The 23,940-nt window shown below is 73.6% G+C and carries 24 protein-coding genes and 1 pseudogene; 17 read left to right on the top strand and 8 right to left on the bottom strand.

The features are described from left to right. Window positions 1–13 precede the first annotated feature (13 nt). Both ACEPPI_RS29080 and ACEPPI_RS29075 read right to left on the bottom strand, forming a co-directional pair. Window positions 14–2,806, bottom strand: coding sequence for a lantibiotic dehydratase (locus tag ACEPPI_RS29080; RefSeq protein ID WP_373918242.1), 2,793 nt, complete (start codon window positions 2,804–2,806; stop codon window positions 14–16). Window positions 2,807–2,926: 120 nt separating this feature from the next. Continuing rightward, window positions 2,927–3,112: a thiazolylpeptide-type bacteriocin gene (locus ACEPPI_RS29075; RefSeq protein WP_100661066.1), complete on the bottom strand. Its 186-nt coding sequence runs from the start codon at window positions 3,110–3,112 to the stop codon at window positions 2,927–2,929. Between the two features lie 468 nt (window positions 3,113–3,580). Here ACEPPI_RS29075 and ACEPPI_RS29070 point away from each other — a divergent pair, with 468 nt between their 5' ends. Both ACEPPI_RS29070 and lysA read left to right on the top strand, forming a co-directional pair. After that, a complete protein-coding gene (locus tag ACEPPI_RS29070; RefSeq protein WP_373918240.1) occupies window positions 3,581–3,940 on the top strand; it encodes an SAV_915 family protein in 360 nt (119 codons plus the stop codon). A gap of 14 nt (window positions 3,941–3,954) precedes the next feature. Next, a complete protein-coding gene (lysA, locus tag ACEPPI_RS29065) occupies window positions 3,955–5,292 on the top strand; it encodes a diaminopimelate decarboxylase (RefSeq protein WP_373918239.1) in 1,338 nt (445 codons plus the stop codon). A 69-nt stretch (window positions 5,293–5,361) separates the two neighbouring features. Here lysA and ACEPPI_RS29060 read toward each other — a convergent pair whose 3' ends face one another. Continuing rightward, on the bottom strand, window positions 5,362–7,299 hold the full coding sequence (locus ACEPPI_RS29060) for an amino acid transporter (RefSeq protein WP_373918238.1): 1,938 nt from the start codon (window positions 7,297–7,299) through the stop codon (window positions 5,362–5,364). A 268-nt stretch (window positions 7,300–7,567) separates the two neighbouring features. Here ACEPPI_RS29060 and ACEPPI_RS29055 point away from each other — a divergent pair, with 268 nt between their 5' ends. From ACEPPI_RS29055 to ACEPPI_RS29040, 4 genes are all read left to right on the top strand, one after another. Then, the gene (locus tag ACEPPI_RS29055; protein ID WP_373918237.1) at window positions 7,568–8,128 is read left to right on the top strand and encodes a hypothetical protein; all 561 of its coding nucleotides are present in this window, start codon (window positions 7,568–7,570) and stop codon (window positions 8,126–8,128) included. 155 nt (window positions 8,129–8,283) lie between these two features. After that, on the top strand, window positions 8,284–8,709 hold the full coding sequence (locus ACEPPI_RS29050; RefSeq protein ID WP_373918236.1) for a nuclear transport factor 2 family protein: 426 nt from the start codon (window positions 8,284–8,286) through the stop codon (window positions 8,707–8,709). Then, window positions 8,706–9,554, top strand: coding sequence for an NmrA family NAD(P)-binding protein (locus ACEPPI_RS29045; protein ID WP_373918235.1), 849 nt, complete (start codon window positions 8,706–8,708; stop codon window positions 9,552–9,554). Before ACEPPI_RS29050 ends, ACEPPI_RS29045 begins: the two co-directional genes overlap by 4 nt. Window positions 9,555–9,734: 180 nt before the next feature. Then, window positions 9,735–10,325: a TetR/AcrR family transcriptional regulator gene (locus ACEPPI_RS29040; RefSeq protein ID WP_373918234.1), complete on the top strand. Its 591-nt coding sequence runs from the start codon at window positions 9,735–9,737 to the stop codon at window positions 10,323–10,325. 76 nt (window positions 10,326–10,401) lie between these two features. Here ACEPPI_RS29040 and ACEPPI_RS29035 read toward each other — a convergent pair whose 3' ends face one another. Further along, complete coding sequence (locus tag ACEPPI_RS29035) at window positions 10,402–11,142, bottom strand: TetR/AcrR family transcriptional regulator (protein WP_373918233.1); 741 nt, start codon at window positions 11,140–11,142, stop codon at window positions 10,402–10,404. Window positions 11,143–11,215: 73 nt separating this feature from the next. Here ACEPPI_RS29035 and ACEPPI_RS29030 point away from each other — a divergent pair, with 73 nt between their 5' ends. From ACEPPI_RS29030 to ACEPPI_RS29010, 5 genes are all read left to right on the top strand, one after another. Then, entirely contained in the window at window positions 11,216–11,578 is a 363-nt protein-coding gene (locus ACEPPI_RS29030; protein ID WP_373918232.1) for a darcynin family protein, read from the top strand. Window positions 11,579–11,741: 163 nt separating this feature from the next. Then, window positions 11,742–12,338, top strand: a complete 597-nt coding sequence (locus ACEPPI_RS29025) for a hypothetical protein (protein WP_373918231.1) — start codon at window positions 11,742–11,744, stop codon at window positions 12,336–12,338. An 83-nt stretch (window positions 12,339–12,421) separates the two neighbouring features. Next, window positions 12,422–13,036 carry a TetR/AcrR family transcriptional regulator gene (locus ACEPPI_RS29020; RefSeq protein WP_373918230.1) on the top strand — a complete coding sequence of 205 codons (615 nt, stop codon included), beginning with the start codon at window positions 12,422–12,424 and terminating at the stop codon, window positions 13,034–13,036. After that, the gene (locus ACEPPI_RS29015) at window positions 13,020–14,654 is read left to right on the top strand and encodes an isovaleryl-CoA dehydrogenase (RefSeq protein WP_373918229.1); all 1,635 of its coding nucleotides are present in this window, start codon (window positions 13,020–13,022) and stop codon (window positions 14,652–14,654) included. Before ACEPPI_RS29020 ends, ACEPPI_RS29015 begins: the two co-directional genes overlap by 17 nt. 167 nt (window positions 14,655–14,821) lie before the next feature. Beyond that, window positions 14,822–15,985 (top strand): S8 family peptidase, encoded by a 1,164-nt coding sequence (locus ACEPPI_RS29010; protein WP_373918228.1) that lies wholly within the window; start codon window positions 14,822–14,824, stop codon window positions 15,983–15,985. Between the two features lie 33 nt (window positions 15,986–16,018). On the opposite strand, the gene ACEPPI_RS29005 is transcribed toward ACEPPI_RS29010, so the two are convergent. Continuing rightward, window positions 16,019–16,183, bottom strand: coding sequence for a hypothetical protein (locus tag ACEPPI_RS29005; protein WP_373918227.1), 165 nt, complete (start codon window positions 16,181–16,183; stop codon window positions 16,019–16,021). A gap of 233 nt (window positions 16,184–16,416) precedes the next feature. Here ACEPPI_RS29005 and ACEPPI_RS29000 point away from each other — a divergent pair, with 233 nt between their 5' ends. Together ACEPPI_RS29000 and ACEPPI_RS28995 are read left to right on the top strand one after the other, a co-directional pair. Then, complete coding sequence (locus tag ACEPPI_RS29000; RefSeq protein ID WP_373918226.1) at window positions 16,417–17,034, top strand: class I SAM-dependent methyltransferase; 618 nt, start codon at window positions 16,417–16,419, stop codon at window positions 17,032–17,034. A gap of 261 nt (window positions 17,035–17,295) precedes the next feature. Beyond that, complete coding sequence (locus ACEPPI_RS28995) at window positions 17,296–18,984, top strand: GAF domain-containing protein (RefSeq protein WP_373918225.1); 1,689 nt, start codon at window positions 17,296–17,298, stop codon at window positions 18,982–18,984. Window positions 18,985–19,000: 16 nt separating this feature from the next. Here the strand turns inward: ACEPPI_RS28995 and ACEPPI_RS28990 are convergent, their stop codons facing one another. Both ACEPPI_RS28990 and ACEPPI_RS28985 read right to left on the bottom strand, forming a co-directional pair. Further along, window positions 19,001–19,432: a pyridoxamine 5'-phosphate oxidase family protein gene (locus ACEPPI_RS28990; protein WP_373918248.1), complete on the bottom strand. Its 432-nt coding sequence runs from the start codon at window positions 19,430–19,432 to the stop codon at window positions 19,001–19,003. A 56-nt stretch (window positions 19,433–19,488) separates the two neighbouring features. Continuing rightward, window positions 19,489–19,815: an STAS domain-containing protein gene (locus ACEPPI_RS28985; RefSeq protein ID WP_373918224.1), complete on the bottom strand. Its 327-nt coding sequence runs from the start codon at window positions 19,813–19,815 to the stop codon at window positions 19,489–19,491. 275 nt (window positions 19,816–20,090) lie between these two features. On the opposite strand from ACEPPI_RS28985, the gene ACEPPI_RS28980 reads away from it, so the two are divergent. Continuing rightward, window positions 20,091–20,816 (top strand): response regulator, encoded by a 726-nt coding sequence (locus ACEPPI_RS28980; RefSeq protein WP_373918223.1) that lies wholly within the window; start codon window positions 20,091–20,093, stop codon window positions 20,814–20,816. A 412-nt stretch (window positions 20,817–21,228) separates the two neighbouring features. Here ACEPPI_RS28980 and ACEPPI_RS28975 read toward each other — a convergent pair whose 3' ends face one another. After that, window positions 21,229–23,115, bottom strand: a complete 1,887-nt coding sequence (locus ACEPPI_RS28975) for an APC family permease (protein ID WP_373918222.1) — start codon at window positions 23,113–23,115, stop codon at window positions 21,229–21,231. Between the two features lie 241 nt (window positions 23,116–23,356). On the opposite strand from ACEPPI_RS28975, the gene kdpF (ACEPPI_RS28970) reads away from it, so the two are divergent. The 3 genes and pseudogenes from kdpF (ACEPPI_RS28970) to ACEPPI_RS28960 all read left to right on the top strand — a co-directional run. After that, the gene (gene kdpF / locus ACEPPI_RS28970) at window positions 23,357–23,446 is read left to right on the top strand and encodes a K(+)-transporting ATPase subunit F (protein WP_373918221.1); all 90 of its coding nucleotides are present in this window, start codon (window positions 23,357–23,359) and stop codon (window positions 23,444–23,446) included. A gap of 230 nt (window positions 23,447–23,676) precedes the next feature. Further along, window positions 23,677–23,766: a K(+)-transporting ATPase subunit F gene (kdpF, locus tag ACEPPI_RS28965; protein WP_351374607.1), complete on the top strand. Its 90-nt coding sequence runs from the start codon at window positions 23,677–23,679 to the stop codon at window positions 23,764–23,766. Between the two features lie 6 nt (window positions 23,767–23,772). Then, window positions 23,773–23,940, top strand: a pseudogene (locus ACEPPI_RS28960) (potassium-transporting ATPase subunit KdpA); the annotation flags it as partial.

The following is a 23,940-nucleotide window of genomic DNA, read 5'->3' as shown; positions in this document are numbered from 1 at the left end:
ACTGCGGCGGTCTTCATCGCGGCCGTCCGGACCGGTAGACCTCCAGGACGAGTTCGACGGCGCGGGCCGGGGCGGCCGCGCCGCCGGGGGCGGGCAGCGCCTCCTCCAGGACGGCTCCGTCGCCGTGCCGGGACAGCCACTTGGGCAGGCAGCGCAGGTGCAGTGCGCTGCCGAGGTCCACGAAGTGCGGTTTCGGACGGCTCAGCCGGCTCAGGAAGTCCTCGGCGGGGCGGCCGGTGGGGGCGGTCGCGGCCGGGTGCAGGAAGAGCTGTTCGGGGAGGTCCAGCAGGGCGCGCCAGCGGGCGGCCGCCCGCGCCGGGGAGGGGGCGGCGGCGAGTTCGGCGCGCAGTTCCCGCACGACGCCGGGCGTCAGCTGCCAGCGGCGGCGGCGGAGCACCACGTGGCGGTGGAGCAGGCGGGGGCTGTGCACGACGCGGCCGCCCGGGGCGGGCAGGACGCGGCGGGGTGCCAGAGCCCGGAAGTCGACCACGCCGTGGGGGTGGTCGCAGAGGTGGGCCGCGATGCGGCGGGGCAGCAGGACGGGGGCGAGGAAGCCGGGGTAGAGCACGTCGAGGTGTTCGCCCGTGCTCCGTAGCCGCAGGCGTACCTGGTCGGTGGGCTCGTCGTGGACGAGTTCCAGGTCGCCTTCGGCGATCGAGGCCCGGCCGCGGTCGGGTCCGATCTCGTCGGGGACCAACAGGGGGTGGAGGTTGGCGTTGAACCCGCCGACGGGCCTGATCTGGGCCGCCCTGGCACCGGGAGTGAGGCCGCGGCGGATCTGCCGGGCCGTCTCGGCGGTGGCGCGCGGGTCCAGGGCGTCCAGGAACCGGCTGCTGAAGCGGCCCCATCCGCCGTACACGTGGTTCACGGCGAGCAGGCCGCGGTCCGGGTCCCGCTGGAGGAAGTACGCGTAGCTCAGCGGGCGTTCGAGCGCCCAGCCCGGCAGGTGCCCGCCGAGGGCGCGGACCGGGCCGGGCGGCAGGACGACCTCGGCGGCGTCGGCGGGGTCCTGCGCGCGGGCGTCGCGCACGGCGGCCGTGAACCCGGCGCGCAGCCCGGCGAGTTCCTCCGTCCCGGTGGGGAGGTCGGCCCGGTCGGCGGGGTCGAGGTCCGCGAGCCGGCCGGCCGTTTCCCAGGCCTCGGTGACCTCGGCGCCGAACTCCCACGGGTGGTGGCAGGTGCCGCCGGGGCCGTAGCGGGCGACGAAGCGGTCGCGGACGACGCGGCGCAGGAGGTGTCCGAGGTCGAAGAGTTCGGCCAGGGCGGTGACCTCGGCGAGCGCCGCGTGGTCGGCGGTGTCGAGGAAGCCGTCGAGCGGCAGCGGGAGCGGGGCGACGACGTCCTCGGACAGGGCGGTGAGCGGGGCCGAGCCGGCCGGGACGGGGCGTCCGGCGTCGGCCAGTTCCGCGGCCCAGCGGTGGGCGAGATCGGCGAGCAGGGCAGGCCGTTCCTCGGCGGTGGCGGAGCCGAACGCGCTGGTCAGCCGCCCGATCCCGGCGACCCGCCGGGCCCGCTCGGCGTCTTCGGCCCGCTGCGCGGCCCAGGCGGGCTCCGCCGGGTCGGCCGGCTCCGTCGGGCCGGCCGCGTCCGTCGGGCCGGAGAGCCCGGTGGGGCCCGCGGTGTCCGCCGGGCCGCCGGGGCGCAGCCAGGTCTCGATGTCGTGGAGCGGGTCGGCGCTCTGGGGCGGGACGGGGTCGGCGGGCACCAGCAGGCCCGCCTCCGTCAGACGGGCGAGGTAGGCCTCTGCGGCGGGGCCGGCGGCGGGATCCGCCTCCCGCAGGGCCCCGGCCAGCCGTTCGGCGAGTTCCCCGAGGGGCACCGGGGTGGCGGCGTGCTCGGTGACCAGGCCCAGGGGGCCGCCGGCCGGCAGTTCCGCCTCGTCCTCGCGCGCCACGAGGTAGCGGCCTCCCGCGAAGGCGGTCCGGTCGCGGGAGTAGGCCGCCCGGCCGTCGGTGGTGCGCGCGGAGCTGGTGATGCGGTGCGGGAGGCCGGCCCGGCGGTGCGGGGCGTCCAGCAGGGCGAGGGTGAGGGCCGTCGTCAGGGTGCGGTTGGGCTTGACCACCGCGCGCAGGGGGCCGTCGAGGAGCCGCGTCTCGCCCCAGGACGACCGGGGGCCGGCCTGCGCGGAGGGCAGTGCGCCCCAGCCGACGGCGGTGAACCAGGACAGCGGGCTGGTCTTCGTGCAGGCCCGCAGCGCGTGGCGCAGCACGGTGGCCTCTTCCTTGCGGGCCTTGCGGTCTGCCGCTCCGCCTGCCGCCCTGCCTACGGCGCGCAGGAGGTCGGCGCTGGTGAGGGCGACCGCCTTGGCGAGGGCGGGTTCGCGGCACAGGGCCGCCAGGGCCTCGCGTTCGGCGCCGAGGGCGGGTCCGGCGACGTCGCCGAGCTCGGCGAGGAGGGCTTCGCGGCGTGCCCGCAGGGCGGTCCAGTCGGCGAGGCGGGGTACCCGCTCGGGCAGGTCGCCGAGGCGGGCCAGCAGCGCGGGGCGCGGTTCGCGCCCGTTGTGCAGGGCGCGGCGCAGGGGGAGGACGACGTCGCGGTGGAAGTCGGCCGGGTGACCGTCCCGGCTGTCGTGGAGGTCGTCGCACAGGGGTGCGGTGGTGCGCAGCAGCCGCGTTTCGGTCCGGTGCAGGCGGGCGAGCAGGGCGCGGAAGCGCTCCGCTCCGGGCCCCTGGGGCGGGTGGGTGAGCACGGTGGTGCGGACCAGCGCGTACGGCGCGGACCGCACCCGGTAGCCGGCCGGGCGTCCGGGGTAAGCGGGCGCCGCCGCGAGCCGGGGCTCCGGTGACCGTGACGGTTCCTGCGGCATGGCGCTCCCCCGTTCTGTCGGTGGTGGAGTACGGGCCTCCCGCCGCACCGGGGTGCGGCGGGAGGCGGGCTGGACGCTCGGGGTCGGTGGGCGGTGGGGGTGGGGACGGCGGTCGAACGGTCAGGCGGTCGGGGTGTCCGTCTGGGGCTGGGCGCAGGAGGAGGAGCCCTGGCAGGAACACGAACCCCAGGACGCTCCGCCTTCGGGCAGTGCGGCGGTGTCGCGCATCGAGGTGACGCTGAGGTCGCCGAGGTCGAGCTCCAGGTCCTGGAGGTCGAAGGCGGCGTCGGGTGCGGTGTCGGACATGGGTGTCTCCCGAAAGCTGGAAGCGATAGGCCGAATGTGCACGGAACGAAACCGCAGTTCTCGGGCCGCAATTCTCCTGATGCCCGGAACCGCCTTTCGCAGGAAAAGTATTACAAGCCAGAACGTGCCACGGCAAGCATCGGAGAAATATGCCAGCACCTCCGGAATCCACCTCCCCACCACCGCCGGGGCGCGGCCGAAAACACAGGTTTGACCTGCTCAGAACCATATTAATTTCAGCCAACTGCAGATTTCCCGCACCCTTGGAGAACATTCAACGGAATTCGATCAGGGGTACGTCAGCAACGCGTCAGCAACGCGTCAGGAATCGGGCCGTCGCCGTCAAGGGTCCGTCAGGGAAAGGAGAAGCCGGAGGGAATTCGGGGATAACTTCGATGGCGAGCCCCGGACCGCCTCCCCGCGGTCCGGGGCCCCACCCGCCACCCGTGGTTCCCCGAGGAGGGCCCCATGTGCCTGTTCCGGTACGACGACGACCCCGAGCCCGAGGAACGGGTCCCGGCCGGGCCCCTGTACGTGCCGGCCCGGCCGGGAGGCGAGAGCGCGGTGCTGCGGCTGTTCCGGACGCCGCTGGGCGAGCGCACCGCCGTCGGCTTCACCAGCCCGGAGCGGCTGTCCGCCACGCTCGGCGCCGCACAGGCCTGGATCCGGCTCTCCGAGCCCGTCCTGCGCGCGCTGGCCGCACCCCTCGGGGTGACCCTGCTGACGGTCGATCCGACGCTGACGGCTCCCCCGGTCACCCGAGCCCCGGTCGGGGGCCCCGGCGCCGGTCCGCTCACGCGGGCCGCCGGAACCGCCCGGACCGCCTGATGGGGGACCAGACCATGACCACCGATGTCCTCGCCACCCCGGCCCCGGCCCACGCCGGCGACCTGTCCGTCTGGCCGGCCTCCACCGCCCCGCTCCCGCACGGCGGGGTGGCGGTCGGCGGGGTACCCCTGGCCGAGCTGGCCGACCGCTTCGACACCCCCGTCTACGTCCTGGACGAGGGCGAGGTCCGCGCGCGCTGCCGGAGCTACCTCGACGCCTTCCCCGACGCCGACGTGCTGTACGCCGCGAAGGCGTTCCTGTCCCGGGCGATGGTGCGCTGGGTCCGGGAGGAGGGCCTGGGCCTGGACGTCTGCTCGGCCGGGGAACTGGAACTGGCCGTGACCTCCGGGTTCCCGCCCGAGCGGATCGTGCTGCACGGCAACGCGAAGTCGCCCCGGGACCTGGAGGCGGCGCTGCGGCTCGGCGTGGGGCGGATCGTCATCGACAGCGCGTCCGAAATAGCCCGGATCGCCGCCGCCGTCGGCCCCGGGGAGCGCCAGCGGGTGATGGTGCGGGTGGTGCCCGGCGTCTCGGCCGGGGGCCACGACAAGATCCGTACCGGCACGGACGACCAGAAGTTCGGCCTGTCGCTCACCGACGGGGCCGCGCAGCACGCCGTCGCCCGGATCCTGGGGCAGCCACGGCTCGAACTCACCGGCCTGCACTGTCACATCGGCTCCCAGATCACCGGGGTAAAGCCGTACGTGACCTCCCTGCGCCGGATGGTCGGACTGCTCGCCCACATCCGGGACCTGCACGGAGTCGTCCTGCCGGAGCTGGACATGGGCGGGGGCCACGGCATCGCCTACCGGCCCGGCGAAGCCGTCCTCGACGTCGCCGCCCTGGCCGCGCGGCTGCGCGCCGAGCTCGCCGAGGGCTGCGCGGCCGCCCGGCTGGCCGTCCCCCGCCTCCTCGTCGAACCCGGCCGGGCCCTCGTCGGTCCGGCCGGAGTGGCCCTGTACCGGGTGCTCGCCGTCAAACGCACCGGCGCGACGGTGTTCGTCGCGGTGGACGGGGGCATGAGCGACAACCCCCGGCCCGCCCTGTACGGGGTGCGCTACGCCCCCCGCCTGATCGGCCGGCACTCGACGGCGGCCCCGTGCGCGGCCACCGTCGTCGGCCGGCACTGCGAGGCGGGGGACGTGCTGGCCGCCGGGGTTCAGCTGCCCGGCGACGTCCACCCCGGGGACCTGCTGGCCGTCCCGGTGGCGGGCGCCTACCAGCTGTCGATGGCCTCCGGATACAACCTCGTCGGCCGTCCGGCGGTCGTCGCGGTCCACGGGGGCGCGGCCCGCCTCCTGGTCCGGCGCGAGACGCTGGAGGACTTCCGGGGCCGGGACGTCGGCGCCTGAGCGGCCCCGCACCGCCGCCCCCGGGTCGCGCCGTACGCCCCGAGCGCCGTACGCCCGGAGCGCCGTGCGTCAGCCGGCGTGGACGTGGGGGCGGCGGGCCCGGTCGGGTTCGGCCGCGCGGATGACCTCCCGGGTGACGGGGGCGACCTCGCCCTGCCCGAAGAGGAAGAAGCGCAGGAAGTTGGCCATCGGGTTGCCCTCGGTCCACTCGAAGTAGATGTGCGGGCGCTGCCCCGTCCCGTCGCGCACGTGCAGGAGCAGGGCCGCCAGGGCGTTGGGGACGGTGGAGCCCTCCAGGGTGAGAACCCGGTAGCGGTCGTGCAGCACCTCGCCGCGTACCTTCAGGCCGGATTCGAACTCGGACGGGTCCAGGACGGTGACCTCGACGAACAGCACGTCGTCGCCCGGGGGGATGTCGTTGTCCTCGCGGATCTGCTCGACCTTGTCCCGGTACTCGGCCTTGTCCCGCCGGTCGGGCTCGTTCGCTATGAAACGTATCGTCCGGTTGGCGGTGTCCCGGACGAACCGCTGCGCCATGTCGTCGAGCTCCACGTGCGTGACGCGCAGTTCGAAGACCCGGGCGAGGCGGGAGAGCAGCGAGAGGGCCATGATGCCGCCGATGAAGCAGGCGCCGATCTTCACGCCGTCGGGCCGCTCCACCACGTTCACGGCGGTGGTGTAGACGAAGACGGCGGAGATGATCCCGAAGCCGATCGTCCAGCCGCGCTCCCCCGCCCGCTTGGCGGCGATGGTCACGGCCACGGCGGCCGAGGTGATCAGTACCAGCACGCCGGTGGCGTACGCGCCGCCCTGGGCGTCGACGTCGGCGTCGAAGAGCCAGGTCACCAGGAAGGCGACGAGGGTGAAGACGATGACCATCGGGCGCAGGGCGCGGGCCCAGTGCGGGGCCATGCCGTAGCGGGGCAGGTAGCGCGGCATCAGGTTCAGCAGGCCGGCCATGGCCGAGGAGCCCGCGAACCACAGGATCAGGATGGTCGAGACGTCGTAGACGGTGCCGAAGGCGGAGCCCAGGTGCTCGTGGGCGAGGTAGGCGAGCGCGCGGCCGTTGGCCTCGCCGCCCGCCTTGAACTCGTCGGCGGGGATCAGCAGCGTGGTGACGAAGCTGGAGCAGATCAGGAAGACGCTCATGATCACGGCGGCCGTGGTCAGCAGCTTCTTCGTGCCGCGGATCCGGCCGGCCGGCCGGGACGCGGTGTCGTCGGGGTCGCCGTGCACGTGCGGCATGACCGCGACGCCGGTCTCGAAACCGGACAGGCCGAGCGCCAGCTTGGGGAAGACGACCAGCGCGATGGCGATCATCATGAACGGGTTGCCGTGCTCGGCGGTGAGGGCCTGCGTCCAGTCGGCGACCACGTGCGGCTCGGTGGCGACCTGCCACAGACCGACCGCCACGACGACCACGTTCAGGCCGAGGTAGGTGGCGACGAGCACCACGGCCACCCCGATGGCCTCGCTGAACCCCTTCAGGAACACCGCGCCCAGCAGGGCGATCATGAGCAGGGTGATCGGGACCTCGTGGCCGTGCAGGGTGTTGGTGAGGTGCGGGTTCTCCACCAGGTGCGCGGTCGCGTCGGCGGCCGAGAGGGTGATGGTGATGAGGAAGTCGGTCGCCGCGAACCCGAGCAGGGTCAGGACGAACAGCTTCCCCTTCCAGAACGACAGCAGCTTCTCCAGCATCGCGATGGAGCCCTCGCCGTGCGGACTCTCCTCCGCCACCCGCCGGTAGACGGGCAGCGCGCCGAACAGGGTGAGCAGGACGAGCACGATGGTGGCCAGCGGCGAGAGCAGTCCGGCGGCGAGCGCGGCGATGCCGGGCTGGTAGCCGAGGGTGGAGAAGTAGTCCAGGCCGGTCAGGCACATGACCCGCCACCACGGCCGCCCGTGGGGCTGGGCCGCGGCCTCCTTGGCGGCGGGCGAACCGCTCTGGGCGGTCAGGCCTTCCAGCATCCACGTGCGCAGGCGCGAGGAGCGGGCAGGGGTGGCCATCGTGAGGAGCTCCTGTCGCACGGCAGGGAATCAGCCATCGGCATCGACTGCTGGGCCAGCGTACGCAAACTGATCAGTTTTCACTGCAAATAGGACCATATCGGTGCATTCTTAATGCGGATGGAGGCCCCGGCGTGACGGCGCCCTCCCCACGGCGGGCGGCACTCCGCCGGGGCCGTGCGGGGGGCGCGCCAATATCGCGTAGCCGTCCCGTAAGCAGCACGTCAGGGCGCGGGGCCGAGCCCTCCCCCCGCCCTAACCTCACCCCATGGGACGACGTTTCACACAGGCCACGAAGGGTTCGGACGGCGCCGGAGCGGCGGGTCCCGGCCCCTGCGCGCACGACGTCCACTGGGCCGGCGAGAGGCGCTCGGCACTGGGCGTCGCGCTGCTCCTCTTCGCCGCCCTGCTCGTCATGGACGCGGGTTTCGGCAGGCTCGACGTGGTGCGGGGCGCCCTGTGGGCCGGGCTGGGCGGTCTCGTCTTCGCGATCCTGCGCCCGCCCCGGGTCTGCGTACGCCCCGGACTGCTGAGCGTCCGCGGGCTGCTCGTGACGGACACGGTCCGCACCGACTCGCTCGTCTCGGTCCGCTGGTCCGACGGGGTGGCCCAGCGGATGATCCTGCGGGACACGGACGGGAGCCGGGCCGAGATCGACCCGATGATCCTCGTCCGCAATCCGGTGATGTGGCACCGCCTCGACACGGACGCCCGCGCTTCGGCCGGGCGCGGGACCCTGCGGTGCGGCGCGGCCGCCCTGCGGCGATTGGCGGAGCGCATCGACGGCGAGACGGCCCGTTCGGTCTTCCGGGTTTCCGGACTGCGGTGACTCCCCGGCGGGGCGGCCGGGCCGGGCCTCCGCTTGCAAAACGGACCAGCAGTCCGCATACTCACACCATGCGGACCGTTGGTCCGTTTTTCGGCGACCGTCACGGGCAACCGCCCGCGATCGCCGTAGCCCCGAGCAGAACGGAAGGCCCGATCTTGACCAACCCCACGGAACCCGCCGAGCTCTACCGCCACGGCCTGCGCCTGCTCCTGGAGAAGGACATCTCCGGCTGGGTCGGCCTGTGGGACGAGGGCGGCGTCATGGAGTTCCCCTTCGCGCCCGAGGGGTGGCCCGTCCGGCTGGAGGGCCGGCAGGCGGTCGCGGACTACATGCGCGACTACCCCGACCACATCGACCTCCACGACTTCCCGGACGTGACGATCCACCGGACGACCACCCCCGGGGTGATCGTGGTCGAGATGCGCGCGGTCGGCCGCCTGGTGAAGACCGACAGCCCCTTCGAGATGACCTACATCGCCGTGGTCACCGTGCAGGACGGCCTCATCACCTCCTACCGCGACTACTGGAACCCCCTCGCCGTGGCTCAGCCCGGCCTCGACCCCGCCGGGACGGACCGATGAACGACCGGGACGCCACCCTGGTCATCGGGGCCACCGGCACCACCGGCCGCCGCGTCACCGCCGGACTCCTCGCCGAAGGCCACCGGGTGAAGGCCGCCGGCCGCAGCGCCACCCCCGTGGAGGGCGCACGGGCCGTCCGGTTCGACTGGAACGATCCCTCGACCTGGGACGAGGCCCTCGACGGCGTCGGCCGCGCCTATCTCGTCCCGCCCATCGGCTCCTCCGATCCGGCCGCGGCCATGCTGCCCTTCCTCCGCCGGGCCGGCGCCACGGGCCTGCGCCGCGCCGTGCTGCTCAGCTCCTCGGCGATCCCCGCGGGCGGCCCGGCCGTGGGGCAGGTCCACCGGGAACTGCCCGCCCTGGTCGAGCAGTGGGCGGTACTGCGGCCCTCCTGGTTCATGCAGAACTTCACCGGCGACTCGCCCCACGCGCGCAGCATCCGCGAGTCCGGCGTCATCCGGACGGCCACGGGCGACGGCCGCGTCGGGTTCGTCGACGCCGAGGACATCGCCGCCGTCGCCGTACGCGCCCTGACCGACACCCGCTCCCCCGACACCGACCTGGTCCTGACCGGCCCCCAGGCCCTGAGCTACGACGACGTCGCCGCGATCATCAGCCGGGCCACCGGCCGGGCCGTCGTGCACCGGCACCTGACCTTCGAGGAGTTGCGCGACCGCTGGGCGGCCGAGATCCCGCCGGAGTTCGCCGGCATGCTGGCCGGCATGGACCGGGCCATCGCGGCCGGCGCCGAGGACCGCACCACGGACACCGTCCAGCGCCTCACCGGCCGCCCCCCGGGCACCTTCCGGGCCTTCGCGGAAAGGGAGGTGGCATCGCGCGGCTGACGCTCCACCGAGGGGGAAGGGGCCGGTGCCCGCCGCCACCCGGGCGCCTCCCCGCCCGCGACAGCGCGTATCTTCGACTGGCCCGCCGACACGATCCGGACCGCCCCGCACCCCACGGGCCGTCGGACATCATGAACAGGTCAGGGGCCCCGGACGGGCCGGAGACCAGGAGGAGGACCCGTGACCCAGCGGCCGGAGCGCGCGGACGCCGTGCGCAACCGAGAGGCCGTCCTGGCCGCCGCCGACGCCCTCTTCGCCTCCAGCAGCAGCCCCCACAGCGTGTCGATGGACGACATCGCCACGGCCGCGGGCGTCGGCAAGGGCACTCTCTTCCGGCGCTTCGGGGACCGCGCCGGCCTGATCGGCGCCGTGATCGCCTCCCGCCTCGAACCCCTCAAGCGCGACGTGAGCGAAGCGCGGGACGCACCCGGGTCCGCGCCGCGGCAGCGGGTGCTGGACCTCCTCGACGCCTCGCTGCGCTTCAAGATCGAGAACCGGAACCTGATGTCGGCCGCGGAGGACGCCGGAATCAGCAGCCCCTACCGGGCCGACCACTACGGCTGGTGGCACGACATGCTCCGGGCGGAACTCGACGGTGTGCCCACCGTCCACGACCCGGACTTCACCGCCCACGCGCTGCTCGCCGCCCTCCGCGCCGACCTCGTGGCCCACCTGATCGACGAACGGAAGATGACGCCGGAAGGCCTGCGGTCCTCGCTCGCGGCCTACGTCGACAACGCCCTCGGCACCGGCCGGGACGCGTCGGGGTGAAGCGGGTCGGGCCTGACCACACCGAGGTCGGCCGCGGACCCGCCGACCGCTCGCGTTCCCCGCGGGGGCGGTCCGCTCAGGCGTACGGGTCACCCAGCTCGGTGAGGATCTCGCCGACGGTGCGCTCGAAGAGCGGCTCGGGGTCGGTGAGGGCGAAGTCGAGGTGCCCGAAGACCTCCACCGCGACGGCCCCGTACAGCCGCGCCCAGGAGGCGACGAAGACGTAGATCACCTCCAGCGGCACCGGTTCCCCCGCCAGGTGTTCGCGCACCTCCTCCAGTTGCGCCGCCCAGACGGGGTCCAGGGCGGCGGGAGTCCGGACGGCACCGCGCCGCCAGAGCTCGACCATGAGACCGAGGAGGACGCCCCCGAAGCGCCAGCCGGGGTCGTGGGCGGCGGACCCGGGCGCGGTGTCGGCGTCCGCCAGGGGCTTGGCGAACAGCAGGGCGAACTCCCGCGGACGGGCCAGCGCCCAGCGGCGCAGCTCGCGGCAGACCTCGCGCAGCCGCCGCCCCGGCTCGTCGGCGGGCATCCGCTCGCGCGCCGCGGCCAGGGCGGCGGCCAGCTCGTCGTACAGGTGCGAGACCAGGGCCTGGACCAGCTCCCGGTGGCCGGCGTAGTAGCGGTACAGACCCGGCGCGGTCAGGCCCATCTCGCGGGCGACGGCGCGCACGGTCACCGCCTCGGGGCCCTCCTCGACCAGCAGCCGCCGCGCGATGCGCATCGCATCGGCGAGCGCCTCCTCGCGCACGCGGTGGCGCCGTCGGCCCGCGGTCGTTCCCGGGGTGTCCATCATCTGCGCGGGCCCGCCTTCCACTTGACAAAGTTAACGGGTATCACTTTAGCTCTCCCCCGGAGTTAACGCTGTAAACAATTGCTGGGGGGACCTCATGAAGTACGGCATCGTGCTGACCTACACGCTCACTCCGCGCTGGCTGGCGCTGTCGCGCGAGGAGCGCAACCGGATGCGCAGTACGCACATCGATCCGGTCTTCGCACGGCACTCGGACCGGATCACGGCCCGGTTCTTCGACGCCGAGGCCTTCGGCGGCGGCGCCTTCTCCGACTTCGCCGTGCTGGAGACCGAGGACCTCGGCGCGTACTACTTCCTCGTCGAGGCGCTGCGCGACACCCCGCTCATCAGCGACGGCCACCTCGTCCTCGGCGAGGTCCTCCTCGGGGTCCGGGACGGCTTCCAGGCGTACGAGCACACCCTCTCCCCCGCCGCCGCGGCGCCCGCCGCCCCTGCGTGAGCGGGCCCGGCCGGCTCCGACCGCTCCGGTACGGGATCGGAACGTCGGCGGAGGGTTCACCGACCCGGCCCCGGGCGGAGACGGCATCATCGTCCAGGGCGGGCGTACCGAGCACCCTGACAAGAAGGCACGTCAGAAGCGCGCCAAGAAGAAGACGAAGACCATGGCGCTGATCATCGGCGGTGTCCTGGTGGTCGCCGCGGGCGGGGTCTTCGTGGGACAGCGGCTCGGCCACGACCCGGCCGTCCTCCCGCCCCAGGCGGTGGCCACGCCTTCCGGTGCCGCTCCCGCCCCCACGACCTCCCCCGACAGCGGCAGCCCGGCGCCCGCCACCAGCCCGGGCGCCCCCGCCACCAAGGCGGGCACACCGACGGCCGCCGCCTCCGACCCGCCCGCCCGAGCCGGCGACAGCCCCTCGCCGGCCCGTACGCCGCTGCCGCCGAAGCAGTCCGGCGCACCCGCCCCGGCCGCCGCGCCGGTCCTGTCGCTGCGTCCGACCGGAGTCCGGGAGTACTGCGCGAACGGCGAGTGGCCCGACACCCTCGTGGTCCACAACAGCGGTGGCGGCAGCCTGATCTGGTCGGTCGGACAGCTGCCCGACGGGGTCACCGTCAGCGAGGACGGCGGGTCCCTCGCCGCCGACGCCTCTCAGGTGATCACTCTGGGCGGCCGGACCGAACTGCCGCCCGCCAACGGCAGGTTCACGATCGGCTTCTCCAGCAACGGCGGCAGCGGCCGGGTGACCGTCACCTGCGCGTGACGGGCCGGGGCCCGGGCCCGGGCCGGAACCGGTTCCCGCCCGGGTCTGGTGTGAAGCAGTGAATCACTGCTTCAATCCTTCCCATGCCCTACCGCCGACCGCCCGCCGTGCAGGCCCGCCTCGACGCCCGCCGCGACCGGGTCCTGGAAGCAGCCGTCCGCCTGCTCTCCCGGGAGGGGTACGCCGGCTGTTCCGTCGCCGCGATCGCGGCCGAGGCCGGAATCTCCACCGGGAGCGTCTACCAGTCGTTCTCCGGCAAGTCCGAGCTCGCCGCCGCCCTCTTCCGGACCCTCGTGGCACGGGAGGTGGCGGCGGTGACCGCCGCCGCGGACCGGCCCGGGACCGCCGCTCAGCGGGTGGCCGCGGCCGTCGAGACCTTCGCCTCGCGGGCGCTCCAGGCGCCCCGGCGGGCCTTCGCCCTGCTGGCGGAGCCGGCGGACCCGGCCGTCGACACCGAACGGCTCGTCTTCCGGCGGGCGTTCCGCGACGTGTTCGCCGGACAGGTCGCCGCGGGCGTGGCCGTCGGCGAACTGCCGCCGCAGGCGCCCGAGCTGACGGCCGCCGCGCTGGTCGGGGCGATCGCCGAAGCGCTCGTCGGACCGCTCGCCGACGGCGACGCGGCCCCGGGCGAGATCATCCCCGGCCTGACCACCTTCACCCTGCGTGCCCTTGGAGGACACGATGCCGCAGACGCATGAGGTCACCAACCAGGTACCCCCGCACCACGGTTACGACGCCGCCGCGGATCCTGCCCTGCTGGAGGCCCTCGACCGCGAGGGAGCCGGCTGGTCCGCCCCCGAGCTGCACCGCCTCGGCGTCCTCGCGGGCTCGGAGCAGGCCGCGGAGTGGGGCCGGCTGGCCAACGAGAACGAGCCCGTCCTGCACACCCACGACCGCTACGGCCACCGGATCGACGAGGTCGAGTTCCACCCGTACTGGCACGAGCTGATGCGCACCGCCGTCTCGCACGGGCTGCACGCCGCTCCCTGGACCGAGGACGAACCGGGCGCGCACGTCGCCCGCGCCGCGAAGTTCATCGTCTGGAGCCAGGTCGAGGCGGGCCACACCTGCCCGGTCTCCATGACCTACGCCGCCGTCCCGGCGCTGCGCGCCGCGCCCGCCCTGGCCGGGTGGCTGGAGCCGCTGCTCGCCTCCCGCACGTACGACTTCGGGCTGCGCCGGCCCGACACCAAGCGCGGGCTGATCGCCGGCATGTCGATGACCGAGAAGCAGGGCGGCTCGGACGTCCGCGCCAACACCACGACCGCCGTACCGGCCGGGGACGGCACGTACCGGCTGACCGGGCACAAGTGGTTCACCTCGGCGCCCATGTCGGACGTCTTCCTGACCCTGGCGCAGGCCCCGGGAGGACTGTCCTGCTTCCTGCTGCCGCGGGTCCTGCCCGACGGCACCCGCAACCGGCTGCTGCTCCAGCGCCTCAAGGACAAGCTGGGCAACCGCTCCAACGCCTCCTCCGAGATCGAGTACGACGGGGCGTTCGGCTGGCTGGTGGGCGAGGAGGGGCGCGGGGTCGCGACCATCATCGAGATGGTCAACACCACCCGCCTCGACTGCGTCCTGGGCGGGGCCTCCGGGATGCGGCTCGGTCTGGTCCGGGCCGTCCACCACGCCACCCACCGGCGGGCGTTCGGCAAGGCCCTCATCGACCAGCCCCTGATGCGCAACGTCCTGGCCGACCTGGCCCTCGAATCCGAGGCCGCGACGGCCGTCGCCATGCGCCTGGCGGGTGCCACCGACCGGGTCGCGCGCGGGGACTCGGACGAGGCGCTGCTACGCCGGCTGGGCCTGGCCGTGACCAAGTACTGGGTGTGCAAGCGCGCCCCCGGACACGCCGCCGAAGCCCTCGAATGCCTGGGCGGCAACGGCTACGTCGAGGAATCGGGCATGCCGCGCCTGTACCGGGAGGCGCCGCTCTCGTCCATCTGGGAGGGCTCGGGGAACGTCGCCGCCCTGGACTCGCTGCGTGCCATGGCGCGCCAGCCGGAGACCGTCGAGGCCTTCTTCGCCGAGGTGGGACGGGCGGCCGGCGCCGACCGGCACCTGGACGCGGCGGTGGCCGGGCTCCACAAGCAGCTCGCCGATCCCGCCGGGGCCGAATACCGGGCCCGGCAGCTGACCGAGACCATGGCCCTGTCCCTCCAGGCCTCGCTGCTGCTGCGGCACGCCCCGGCCGCGGTGGCCGACGCCTTCTGCGCGTCCCGTCTGGGCGGCGAGCACGGCGGCGCGTACGGCACCCTCCCGACGGGAGTGGACACCGGGGCCGTCCTCGCGCGGGCGGTGACGGCCGCGGTGTGAGCCGGGGCCGGGGGCCGGCTCGGCCTTCACCTCCCCGGTGAGGGGGAGCACTTCGCCTCGCCCTTCCCGTTCGCCTCGCCCCTGCAACCGGGCCGCCCCCGCGGAGCGTCTGGGGCGTTGACGGCGGGCAGTCTGGGCGACGGCGGGCGACGGAACGGGGACGGGACATGAGACGCGCGTACGGCAACGCGATGCTGGTCACCGCCGTGGCGGTGGCACTGGGTCTCTCGGCCTGCACCCCGTCCGGAGGTCCGGACTCCGGGGTGTCCGCCCGGCCCACCGGCGGATCCGGGACCGCTCAGGCGTCCCCCTCCGCCCACGCGCCGGCCAACGGCGGCCCGTCCGGGGCTCCGCACCCGACGGCCCACCCCTCGGGTGCCACCCCGGGAAGCCCCGCGCCTTCGGGGCACGCGGGCGCGACCCCCCTCGTGCGTACGGGTGTCCCGTGGAACCTGGACCGGCTCGACCAGCGCACCCGCCCCCTCGACGGCCGCTTCACGGCGGGCACCGACGGCAGCGGGGTCCACGTCTACGTGCTGGACACCGGCATGGACCTCAAGCAGCCCGAGTTCACCGGCCGCGCCACCCCCGGCGCCGACTTCATCGGGGTCCCGGACGAGGGCGACTGCTACGGCGGGGACGGACTGGGCCACGGCACGTTCGTGGCCGGCATCATCGGCGGCCGCACCTACGGGGTCGCCCCCAAGGCCGAACTCGTACGCGTCCAGGCCATCGCCTGCGAGGAGGGCGACAGCGGCGGACCGGGCAAGGACACCCCGCCGGCGGTCGAGACCTCCGTCGTCAAGGCCGTCGAGTGGGTGACCGCCCACGCCCGGCGCCCGGCCGTGGTCAACATGTCCCTCAACCTCAAGACCCGCTCGCCGGCGCTCGACGCCGCCGTGCAGCGCATGGTCGAGTCCGGGATCCCGGCCGTCGTCGCGGCGGGCAACTTCAACGACGACGCCTGCGGGCACTCGCCGGCCGGCGCCCACGGCGCCATCGTCGTGGCCGCCTCCACCGCCGACGACCGCCACTGGCGGGACACCGAGGGCTTCGGCTCCGGGTACGGATCCTGCGTGGACCTGTACGCCCCCGGGGACAAGGTCACCTCCGCGGTGGCGGGCGGCAGCGGTACCGCCACCAGCGACTCCGCCGCCACCTCGTGGGCCACCCCGCACGTGACGGGCGCGGTGGCCCTCTACCTCTCGGCACACCCCGGCGCCACACCCGCCCAGGTGCGCACCTGGGTCACCCGGCAGGCCACCCGGGACGCCCTGACGGCCGTCCCACCGGGAACCCCCAACCGGCTCCTGAACACCTCCGCCCTCTAGCCCGGCCTTCGGGGCGCGCATCGAATCGCGCGGTCAGAAGTGCGGGTCGAGCAGCGAGCCGAAGGTGTAGGGGCCCGCCGACCGGTGGTATCCGGCGTCGGTCGCCACCGGTACGCCGTCCAGCCACACGCTCCGCGTGTTGTACGCCGTGTCCGCCGCGCTCGCGGGCGTCCCCGCCAGTGTCACGACCGCCGTCATCCAGAGGTGAACTCAGCCGTGCGCCGGGCGCGTTGATGTTCGCTGCGTGCCGGGTGCCTGTGCACCGCGTGCCGTGGGGCGGCCGGGGAGAACGCGCTGCGTTCGGTAAGGGGTGATCCCGTAGGCTGCGCCGGGCGCGGGCCGGCCGGTTCGGAATCGGCCCGGACCTGTCCTCCGGGGACGTCGGTGACAGGCCGTCCACTCCTTCGGCAGCCGCAAAGAAAGAGCGAACCGTGACCTCCCGCCTGACCAGCACCTCCGGGTACGCCGAGGCCTCCGACGCACTCGCCCAGCAGTACGAGAGCGTGACGTTCGAGGACGTGCACGCGGGTGTACTGCACCTGCTGCCGCCCCCCGGCGCCCGGGTCCTCGACATCGGGGCCGGCACGGGCCGGGACGCGTCGGCGCTGTCGGCGCTGGGCCACACCGTGGTCGCCGTGGAGCCGACCGCCGAACTCCGCGCCCACGCCCGGCGGATCCATGCCACCGACCCGATCACGTGGCTCGACGACGCCCTGCCGGACCTCACGGCAACGGACCGGCACGGCCCGTACGACCTGATCGTCGTCTCGGCGGTCTGGATGCACCTCACCGCCCCCGAGCGGGAACGGTCGATGGCCCGCGTCGCCGCGCTGTTGGCCCCGGGCGGTCTGCTGCTCCTCACGCTCCGGCACGGTCCGGTGCCGCCGGGACGGCGGATGTTCGAGGTCACGGCGGCGGAGACGATCGCACTGGCCGGGTCCCGGGGGCTGGCCTGTGTCCACCACGGCGACAGCGCGGACCCCCTCGACCGGGGCGGCGTGTACTGGAGCGACCTTGCCTTCACCAGGGGGAACGACGAAGAGTCCTGACGGGCGCGGGGCCCGCTCCGGCGGCCGACAGGTGAGCCGTGGCAGCGGTTCGGCCGCCTCGACCGCCTCGACCGGTCCCCTTACCGTCCCCTCCCCGTCGTCGGCTGACACTTCGATCAAGTCGGTCACGGCCGGCGTCCACGCGCGACGATGTCCTTCGGACCCCGGCGTGTCGATACGCTGGCCGCGGGTCGGGGCATCAGGTGGCAGCCGGAGGGGAAACGAGTGGGTGTGGGGAATCCGTTGACGCAGGTACCGAGGATGCGACTGGACGAGCTGCTGGACGAGCTCCAGGTGCGCATCGACGAGGTGCGCGGTACCCGCGACCGGGTGCACAACCTGTTGGAGGCCGTCGTATCAGTGGGGCGGGAGCTGGACCTCGCCCAGGTGCTCCGGCGGATCGTGGAGGCGGCCGCGCTGCTGGTGGACGCCGAGTACGGCGCCCTGGGCGTGATCGGCCCCGACGGCCGCACGCTCGCCCAGTTCCTGACCGTGGGGCTCACCGACGAGGAGATCGCCGACATCGGTCCCCTGCCGGCCGGTCACGGCCTGCTCGGCGAGGTCATCCACCACCCGGAGCCCCTGCGGCTGACCGATCTCGGAGCGCACTCCTCCTCGTACGGGTTCCCGGCCCATCACCCGCCCATGCGCACGTTCCTCGGCGTGCCGATCCGGGTCCGTGACGAGGTGTTCGGAAACCTCTACCTGACCGACAAGCGGGGCGGGGTCGACTTCGACACCGAGGACGAGACCGTGATCTCCACCCTCTCCGTGGCGGCGGGCGTGGCGATCGACAACGCGCGGCTCTACGAGGGGGCGCAGCGCCAGCAGTTGTGGCTCAGGGCCAATGCGGAGATCACCGAGAGCCTGCTGTCCGGCAGTTCGCGCCCGGCGGTGCTGGAGCTCATCGCCCGCCGCGCCCAGGAGATCACCGGGGCGCGGCTCGCGAACATCGCCGTGCCGGTGGACGGCGTCGACGGTCTGGTCGTGGAGTTCGCCGCCGGTGTGGACGGAGCCTCGTGGCAGGGCCTCGTCGTCCCCTTCGACGGCACGCTCTCCGGAGCCGCGCACCGGGCGGGCAAGCCCGTGACGGCCCTGCAGGCCTCGGGCGACGGGCGCTACCCGGCCGAGGGCCGGATGCGGGGGCGGGACGGTCTGGGACCTGCCGTGGCGGTGCCGTTGGGCACTGCGGGCGGGCAGAGCCGGGGCGTCCTGCTGCTCTCGCGCTCGGCGGGCGATCCGGCCTTCGGAGAGGGCGAGTTGGAGCCGATCGTCGCCTTCGCGGGTCAGGCGGCGATCGCTCTGGAGCTGGCGGAACGGCGCCGGGACGCCGAGCAGATAGCACTGTTGGAGGAGCGCGACCGGATCGCCCGCGACCTGCACGACCTGGCCATCCAGCGGCTCTTCGCCACCGGCATGACCTTGCAGAGCGCCGCCCGGCTGGTGGAGCACGAAGGGGCTGCCGAGCGGGTCGGCCGGGCGGTCGACGACCTGGACGAGACCATCAAGATAATCCGGTCGACGATCTTCGGGCTCCGCACCAAGGACCGCGAGAGCGGCCCCGGGCTGCGGGCACGCGCCGCCCGGGCCGTGGGCGACGCGGCGACCTCCCTCGGCCATCCGCCTCGCCTGAGCATGGAGGGGCTCCTCGACACCGACGTACCCGCGCAGATCGCCGACCACGTGGTGGCGGCGCTGGGCGAGCTCCTCAGCAACGCGGCCCGCCACGCGCGGGCGACCCGGGTCGGCGTGACCCTCAAGGCGGGACGGGGCGAGATCGTACTGACCGTCTCGGACAACGGCACGGGCATTCCCGCGCAGGGACGCCGGAGCGGGCTGCGCAACCTCGACGAGCGGGCCCGGAGTTCGGGCGGGACCTTCACCGTGGAGACTCCCGAGGAGGGCGGCAGCAGGCTCGTGTGGCGGGCGCCGCTTCCCGGCGGCAGCTGAGGGAGGCGGCACGGGGTCAGCGGCGGACCGCCAGGGCGGGTGGCGGCGGTGCGGCCTCCAGGCGGAAGCCCGTGACGAGATCCGGGCGGATCCGCAAGGCGCTGGTCATCGGCCGGCCCACCCAGGGGCGCAGCAGGTCCGCGTACCGGTCGACGTCCTCGGCCTCGGCCACCGGTCGCGCGTAGCCGGTGACGACCACGCTCCAGCCGAGATGGGTGTCGGGATCGATGACGTCCGCTTCGTACGCCACCACCACGCCGGGGACGTCGGCGGGTTCCGTCAGGGAGGCCAGTGCCCCGCCTTCGTGGATCCGGATGATCACGTCCTCGCCTTCGACGAGGTGGTTCACCGGCCGAACGGCGGGCAGCGCGTGCCGCGTGAAGACGATGCGGCCCAGCGACACCGTGGCCAGGAGCCTGAGGGCCTCCGCCCTGTCCAGCTCCCACATGTGCCGGGTGGCCGTCGCAGCGACGGTCCGCCCTCCGGCTCGGAACGGCTCCGTGATCACGAGACGACGAACTTCAGGTCGTGGTCGGCTGCGAGCACCCGCATCGACTTGACCACCAGGGGTGGGACGTCGCACAGGAGGAGCCGTGTTCCCGCCGTACGGCAGTGGCGGTTGAGCCGGGTCAGGAGGTCGATGCCCGCGCTGTCGCAGAAGGAGAGGCCGCACAGGTCAAGGACGATGTTCCGGTGGCCGGACCCGGCGAGTTCGCGCAGGCGTGGCCCCACTTGCCCGGCCGTGTAGAAGTCGAGCTCTCCGGCCAGGGACATCCGCAGACCGCGGTCGTCCCGGGCCACGGTCTTCAGGTCGATCAAGGCGGTCGTCATGAGGTCCTCCGCGCTGCGTGCGGCTCCGTGGAGTCGCGCCGTTCCCCGTGCCCCGTCAGTCCATCCGGTGCCACCCGCGCCCGGGAGGGCCCGGCAGGCCCTCGGGGCAGGGCCGAAGGTCCCTTTCCGGAGGGCCTGGCCGGTGCCGGTCGTCCGGGGGCCGGGCCCCGGGGCCGATCAGGGCCGATCGGCCCTGGCCGTCCGGCCCGTCCGACGGGCAGGATGCCGGTGTTCGTGCGTCCGGGACGAACGAACCCATGCGAAGGAGTTGCGTCATGAACGGCAGCAGTGCCCCCTCCCCCGCGGCGGAGCCCATCCGCGTCTTCCTGCTCGACGACCACGAGGTCGTCCGCCGAGGAGTGCACGACCTGCTGGACGCCGAGCCCGACCTGACGGTGGTCGGCGAAGCGGGCACGGCGGAACAGGCACTGATCCGCGTTCCGGCGCTGCGTCCCCAGGTCGCGGTCCTGGACGTACGGCTCCAGGACGGCGACGGGGTGAGCGTGTGCCGTGAACTGCGCTCGCGGATGCCGGAGCTCGCCTGCCTGATGCTCACGTCGTTCGACGACGAGGACGCGTTGCTGGACGCCGTGATGGCGGGGGCCTCCGGGTACGTCCTGAAGCAGATCACCGGCACCGACCTGGTGACCGCCGTCCGGACGGTGGCCGCCGGCCAGTCGATGCTCGATCCCGGGGCCACCACACGGCTGATGGCGCGCATGCGGGGGGACGTGCCCGAGGAGGAGCGGGTCCCGGGGCTGCCCGGCTTCACGGACCGGGAGAAGGAGATCCTCCTCATGGTCAGCGAGGGGCTCACCAACCGGGAGATCGGCAAGCGGCTCTACCTCGCGGAGAAGACCGTCAAGAACATCATCTCGCGGCTGTTCGTCAAGCTGGGGGTGGAGCGGCGCGTCCAGGCCGCCGTGATCGCCAGCCACGCCCTGACCCCGCCCGGCCGACACCCGGCCGCGGCCCAGGCCCCGGCCCAGGCCCCGGAGTAGGCCCCGCCCCTCCCGGGCAGCAGGTGCGTGAGGGGGCCCGTCCCCCTGCCGGGGATCGGGCCCCTGACGGCCGTTCAGGCGTGCGTCAGCGCGCCACTTGACGTTGGTGGTCGACGTCATGTAGGTCGAGAGCGCCTTGTACCAGATCCGGTTCAGTGGCGTCGGCCGCGCAGGACCGATCCGGCCGCCAAGCCTGCGCCCAGACCGCAGCGTAGTCCAGGATCGCCTCGAAGGCTGCTGGTGCTCGATCCAGATGTGTCGGCGGGCACGCGGAACCCCCTGTCCTTCATCCCCGGCGGCTCGAAGACGCACTCGCGCAGGAACGCCCCGCCGAGGCGGGCTCGTAGCGAGTTCGGCGCATCCGACAGCGCAACAGCGCTCAAACCGTTGCCGGTTCGGGGACGACCGGCCGTCAGCGGGGGTCTGCGGTGATGCGGAACCTCAGTCGGCAGATCACCGCGTCGGTGTCCCGGCGTACCGCGTGGGCGACCACCGAGCCGCGCTGGTTCTGCAGCATCCGCTGCCAGAGGCGTTCCGGCTCGGTCTCCGGGATCAGGACGGTCACCTGGGTGTCCGGCCGGCGTTCCGTCAGCTCGCGGACGTAGCCCGATACGGGACGGCCCAGCGAGCGGGTCGGCGAGGGGAGTTCGACGAGCTCGATGCCGGGGTTCCACAGCTCCCAGTCGCGGCGCAGCGCCTCGGCGGCCCGTCGGTCCTCGGGCGCCGGGTGGGTGACGGTCACCGCCAGGACCTCGTCGCCGAGCGAGCGGGCCGCGGTCAGCGCCCGGCAGGTCAGCAGCGACAGCCCCGAAACGGGGACGACGACCAGGGAGCGGGAGCGCTCCGGGGGCTGCGGGACCCGGCCGAGCTCCAGGCGTTCACCGATCTGCCCGTAGGCGCGGTGCACCTTCTCGAAGGCAAGGACGATCAGCGGCAGGGCCACGACGATCAGCCAGGCCCCTTCGGTGAACTTGGTGGCCGTCACCACGACCGCGGACACACCGGTGAGCAGCGCGCCGAAGCCGTTGAGGACGGCTTTCGCCCGCCAGCCGGCGGGGCGTTCCAGTGACCAGTGACGGACCATGCCGACCTGGCAGATGGTGAAGCCGACGAACACCCCGATGGCGAAGAGCGGCACCAGGGTGTTGGCGTCTCCGCCGGAGAATCCCAGCAGGACGGCGGACACCAGGGCCAGCCAGACCACACCGTGCCGGTGCACCTGCCGGTCGGCCTTGAGCGCGAACACGTGCGGGAGGTAGTTGTCCCGGGCCAGCAGGCTCATCAGGACGGGCAGCCCGCCGAAGGAGGTGTTCGCGGCGAGCGCCAGCAGCACCACGGTGGCGAACTGGAGCACGTAGAAGGCCGCGTTGTGGCCGAAGGAGGCGTCCGCGAGCTGGGCGAGGACGGTCACGCCCTCCACCGGCTGGAGGTGGAAGCGGCCGATGAGCAGGGACAGGCCGATCAGCATCGCGCCGAGCAGGGCGCCGAGGGCGATCTCGGTGTGCTGGGCGCGGCGGGCGGCCGGTGCCCGGAAGGAGGGTACGGCGTTGGCGACGGCCTCGACGCCGGTGAGTGCGGAGCAGCCGGCGGCGAAGGCCTTGAGCAGGAGCAGCGCGCCGACGGTGGTGGCGCCGTCACCGAGGGCGGAGGCGTGCCCCGCGGCGGTCTCGGTGGACACCGGCCCGTCGCGGAACAGACCGACGGTGATCATCGCGAGGATCGAGCCGACGAACACGGCCGTGGGCACGAGGAACGCCTTGGCCGAGTCGACGACGCCGCGCAGGTTCACGGCCGTGACCAGCACGAGCACGCCCAGGCAGATCCACACCCGCTCCCCGTACAGCGAGGGGAAGGCCGAGGTCAGCGCGGCCACACCGGCGGTGACGGACACGGCGACGTTCAGGACGTAGTCCAGGATCAGCGAGGCCGCGGCGACCAGGCTCGTACGCGGGCCGAGGTGCCGCTTGGCCACCGCGTAGGAGCCGCCGCCGTCGGGGAACGCGGCGATGACCTGTCGGTAGGAGGCGACCAGTACGGCCAGCAGCGCGGCGATCGCCAGGGTCACCGGGAGGGTGAAGCCGAGGCCGTACCCCCCGGCCGCGGCGAGCACGAGCACGATCGACTCCGGGCCGTACGCGACGGAGGCCATGGCATCCAGGGAGAGCGCGGCGAGGCCCTGGAGCGCGGTCAGCTTGTGCCGCTCCCCCGGCTCGGCCGCCGGCCCGGCGCCGGTATCAGGGGGCTCCTCCTGACCCGGCCCCTGGCCGGCAGCGGTCGGTTCTCCTGTGTGTATGGCCATGTCGCCGTTCCTCCGAAGTGGGCAGAGTGAGGACAGCGTCGGAGCCGCTCACCGCGGCCGCCAGCCACCTTGGCGAGATCCATACGCCGACCGGACCACTCTTCACGCCTTCCGTACGCCGAACCCGGCAGATCGTATGAGACGCGTCAAGGCCTCGCCGGCGCGCGTGGCGCCGGTGACGACCGGAGGCACTGTGGATACGGGCCGACCGGTCCGGTGCCGGCAGAGAGGAGGACCCGGAATGGACATCGAGAACGTGGTCGGGCTGATCGTCGCGCTGTGCCTGCTCGGCTACCTGGTGACCGCGCTGATCGGGCCCGAGAGGTTCTGAATCCGGGACTGCGCGTCAGGGCTGCGTCAAGGGTCGGCCCGCGCCCGTATGGACCCCGTCAAGGTCCCTTAACGCGGAGGGCCACGCGCGCTTAGCTCGGTCTCGGCCACTCCGGCCGATTCCACTTCATCACTTCATCAGGAGCTCACGATGGCCGATCTGGCCTTCGTCGTCACCACGGTCGCGGTGTTCGCGCTGGTGGCTCTCATCGCCCGAGGGGTGGCCAAGCTGTGACCGTCGAGAACATCGTCGGCCTCGTCGTGGCCGTCTCTCTGCTCGGATACCTCATCCTCGCCCTCGTGTACCCGGAGAGGTTCTGAGCCGGCATGAATCCCCAGATCGCTGGTGTCCTCCAGCTCCTCGCGCTGATCGCAGCGCTGGCCCTGGCCTACCGCCCCCTGGGCGACTACATGGCCAAGGTCTACTCCTCCGAGAAGCACTACCGCCCGGAGAAGTGGATCTACAAGGCCATCGGCGCCAACCCGTCGGCCGGG

This window comes from Streptomyces sp. AB3(2024), assembly GCF_041862025.1.
In the GTDB taxonomy this organism is placed as follows: Bacteria; Actinomycetota; Actinomycetes; order Streptomycetales; family Streptomycetaceae; genus Streptomyces.
The sequence above is the reverse complement of the archived record's forward strand: the minus strand, read 5'-3'. Positions and strand labels throughout refer to the sequence as shown.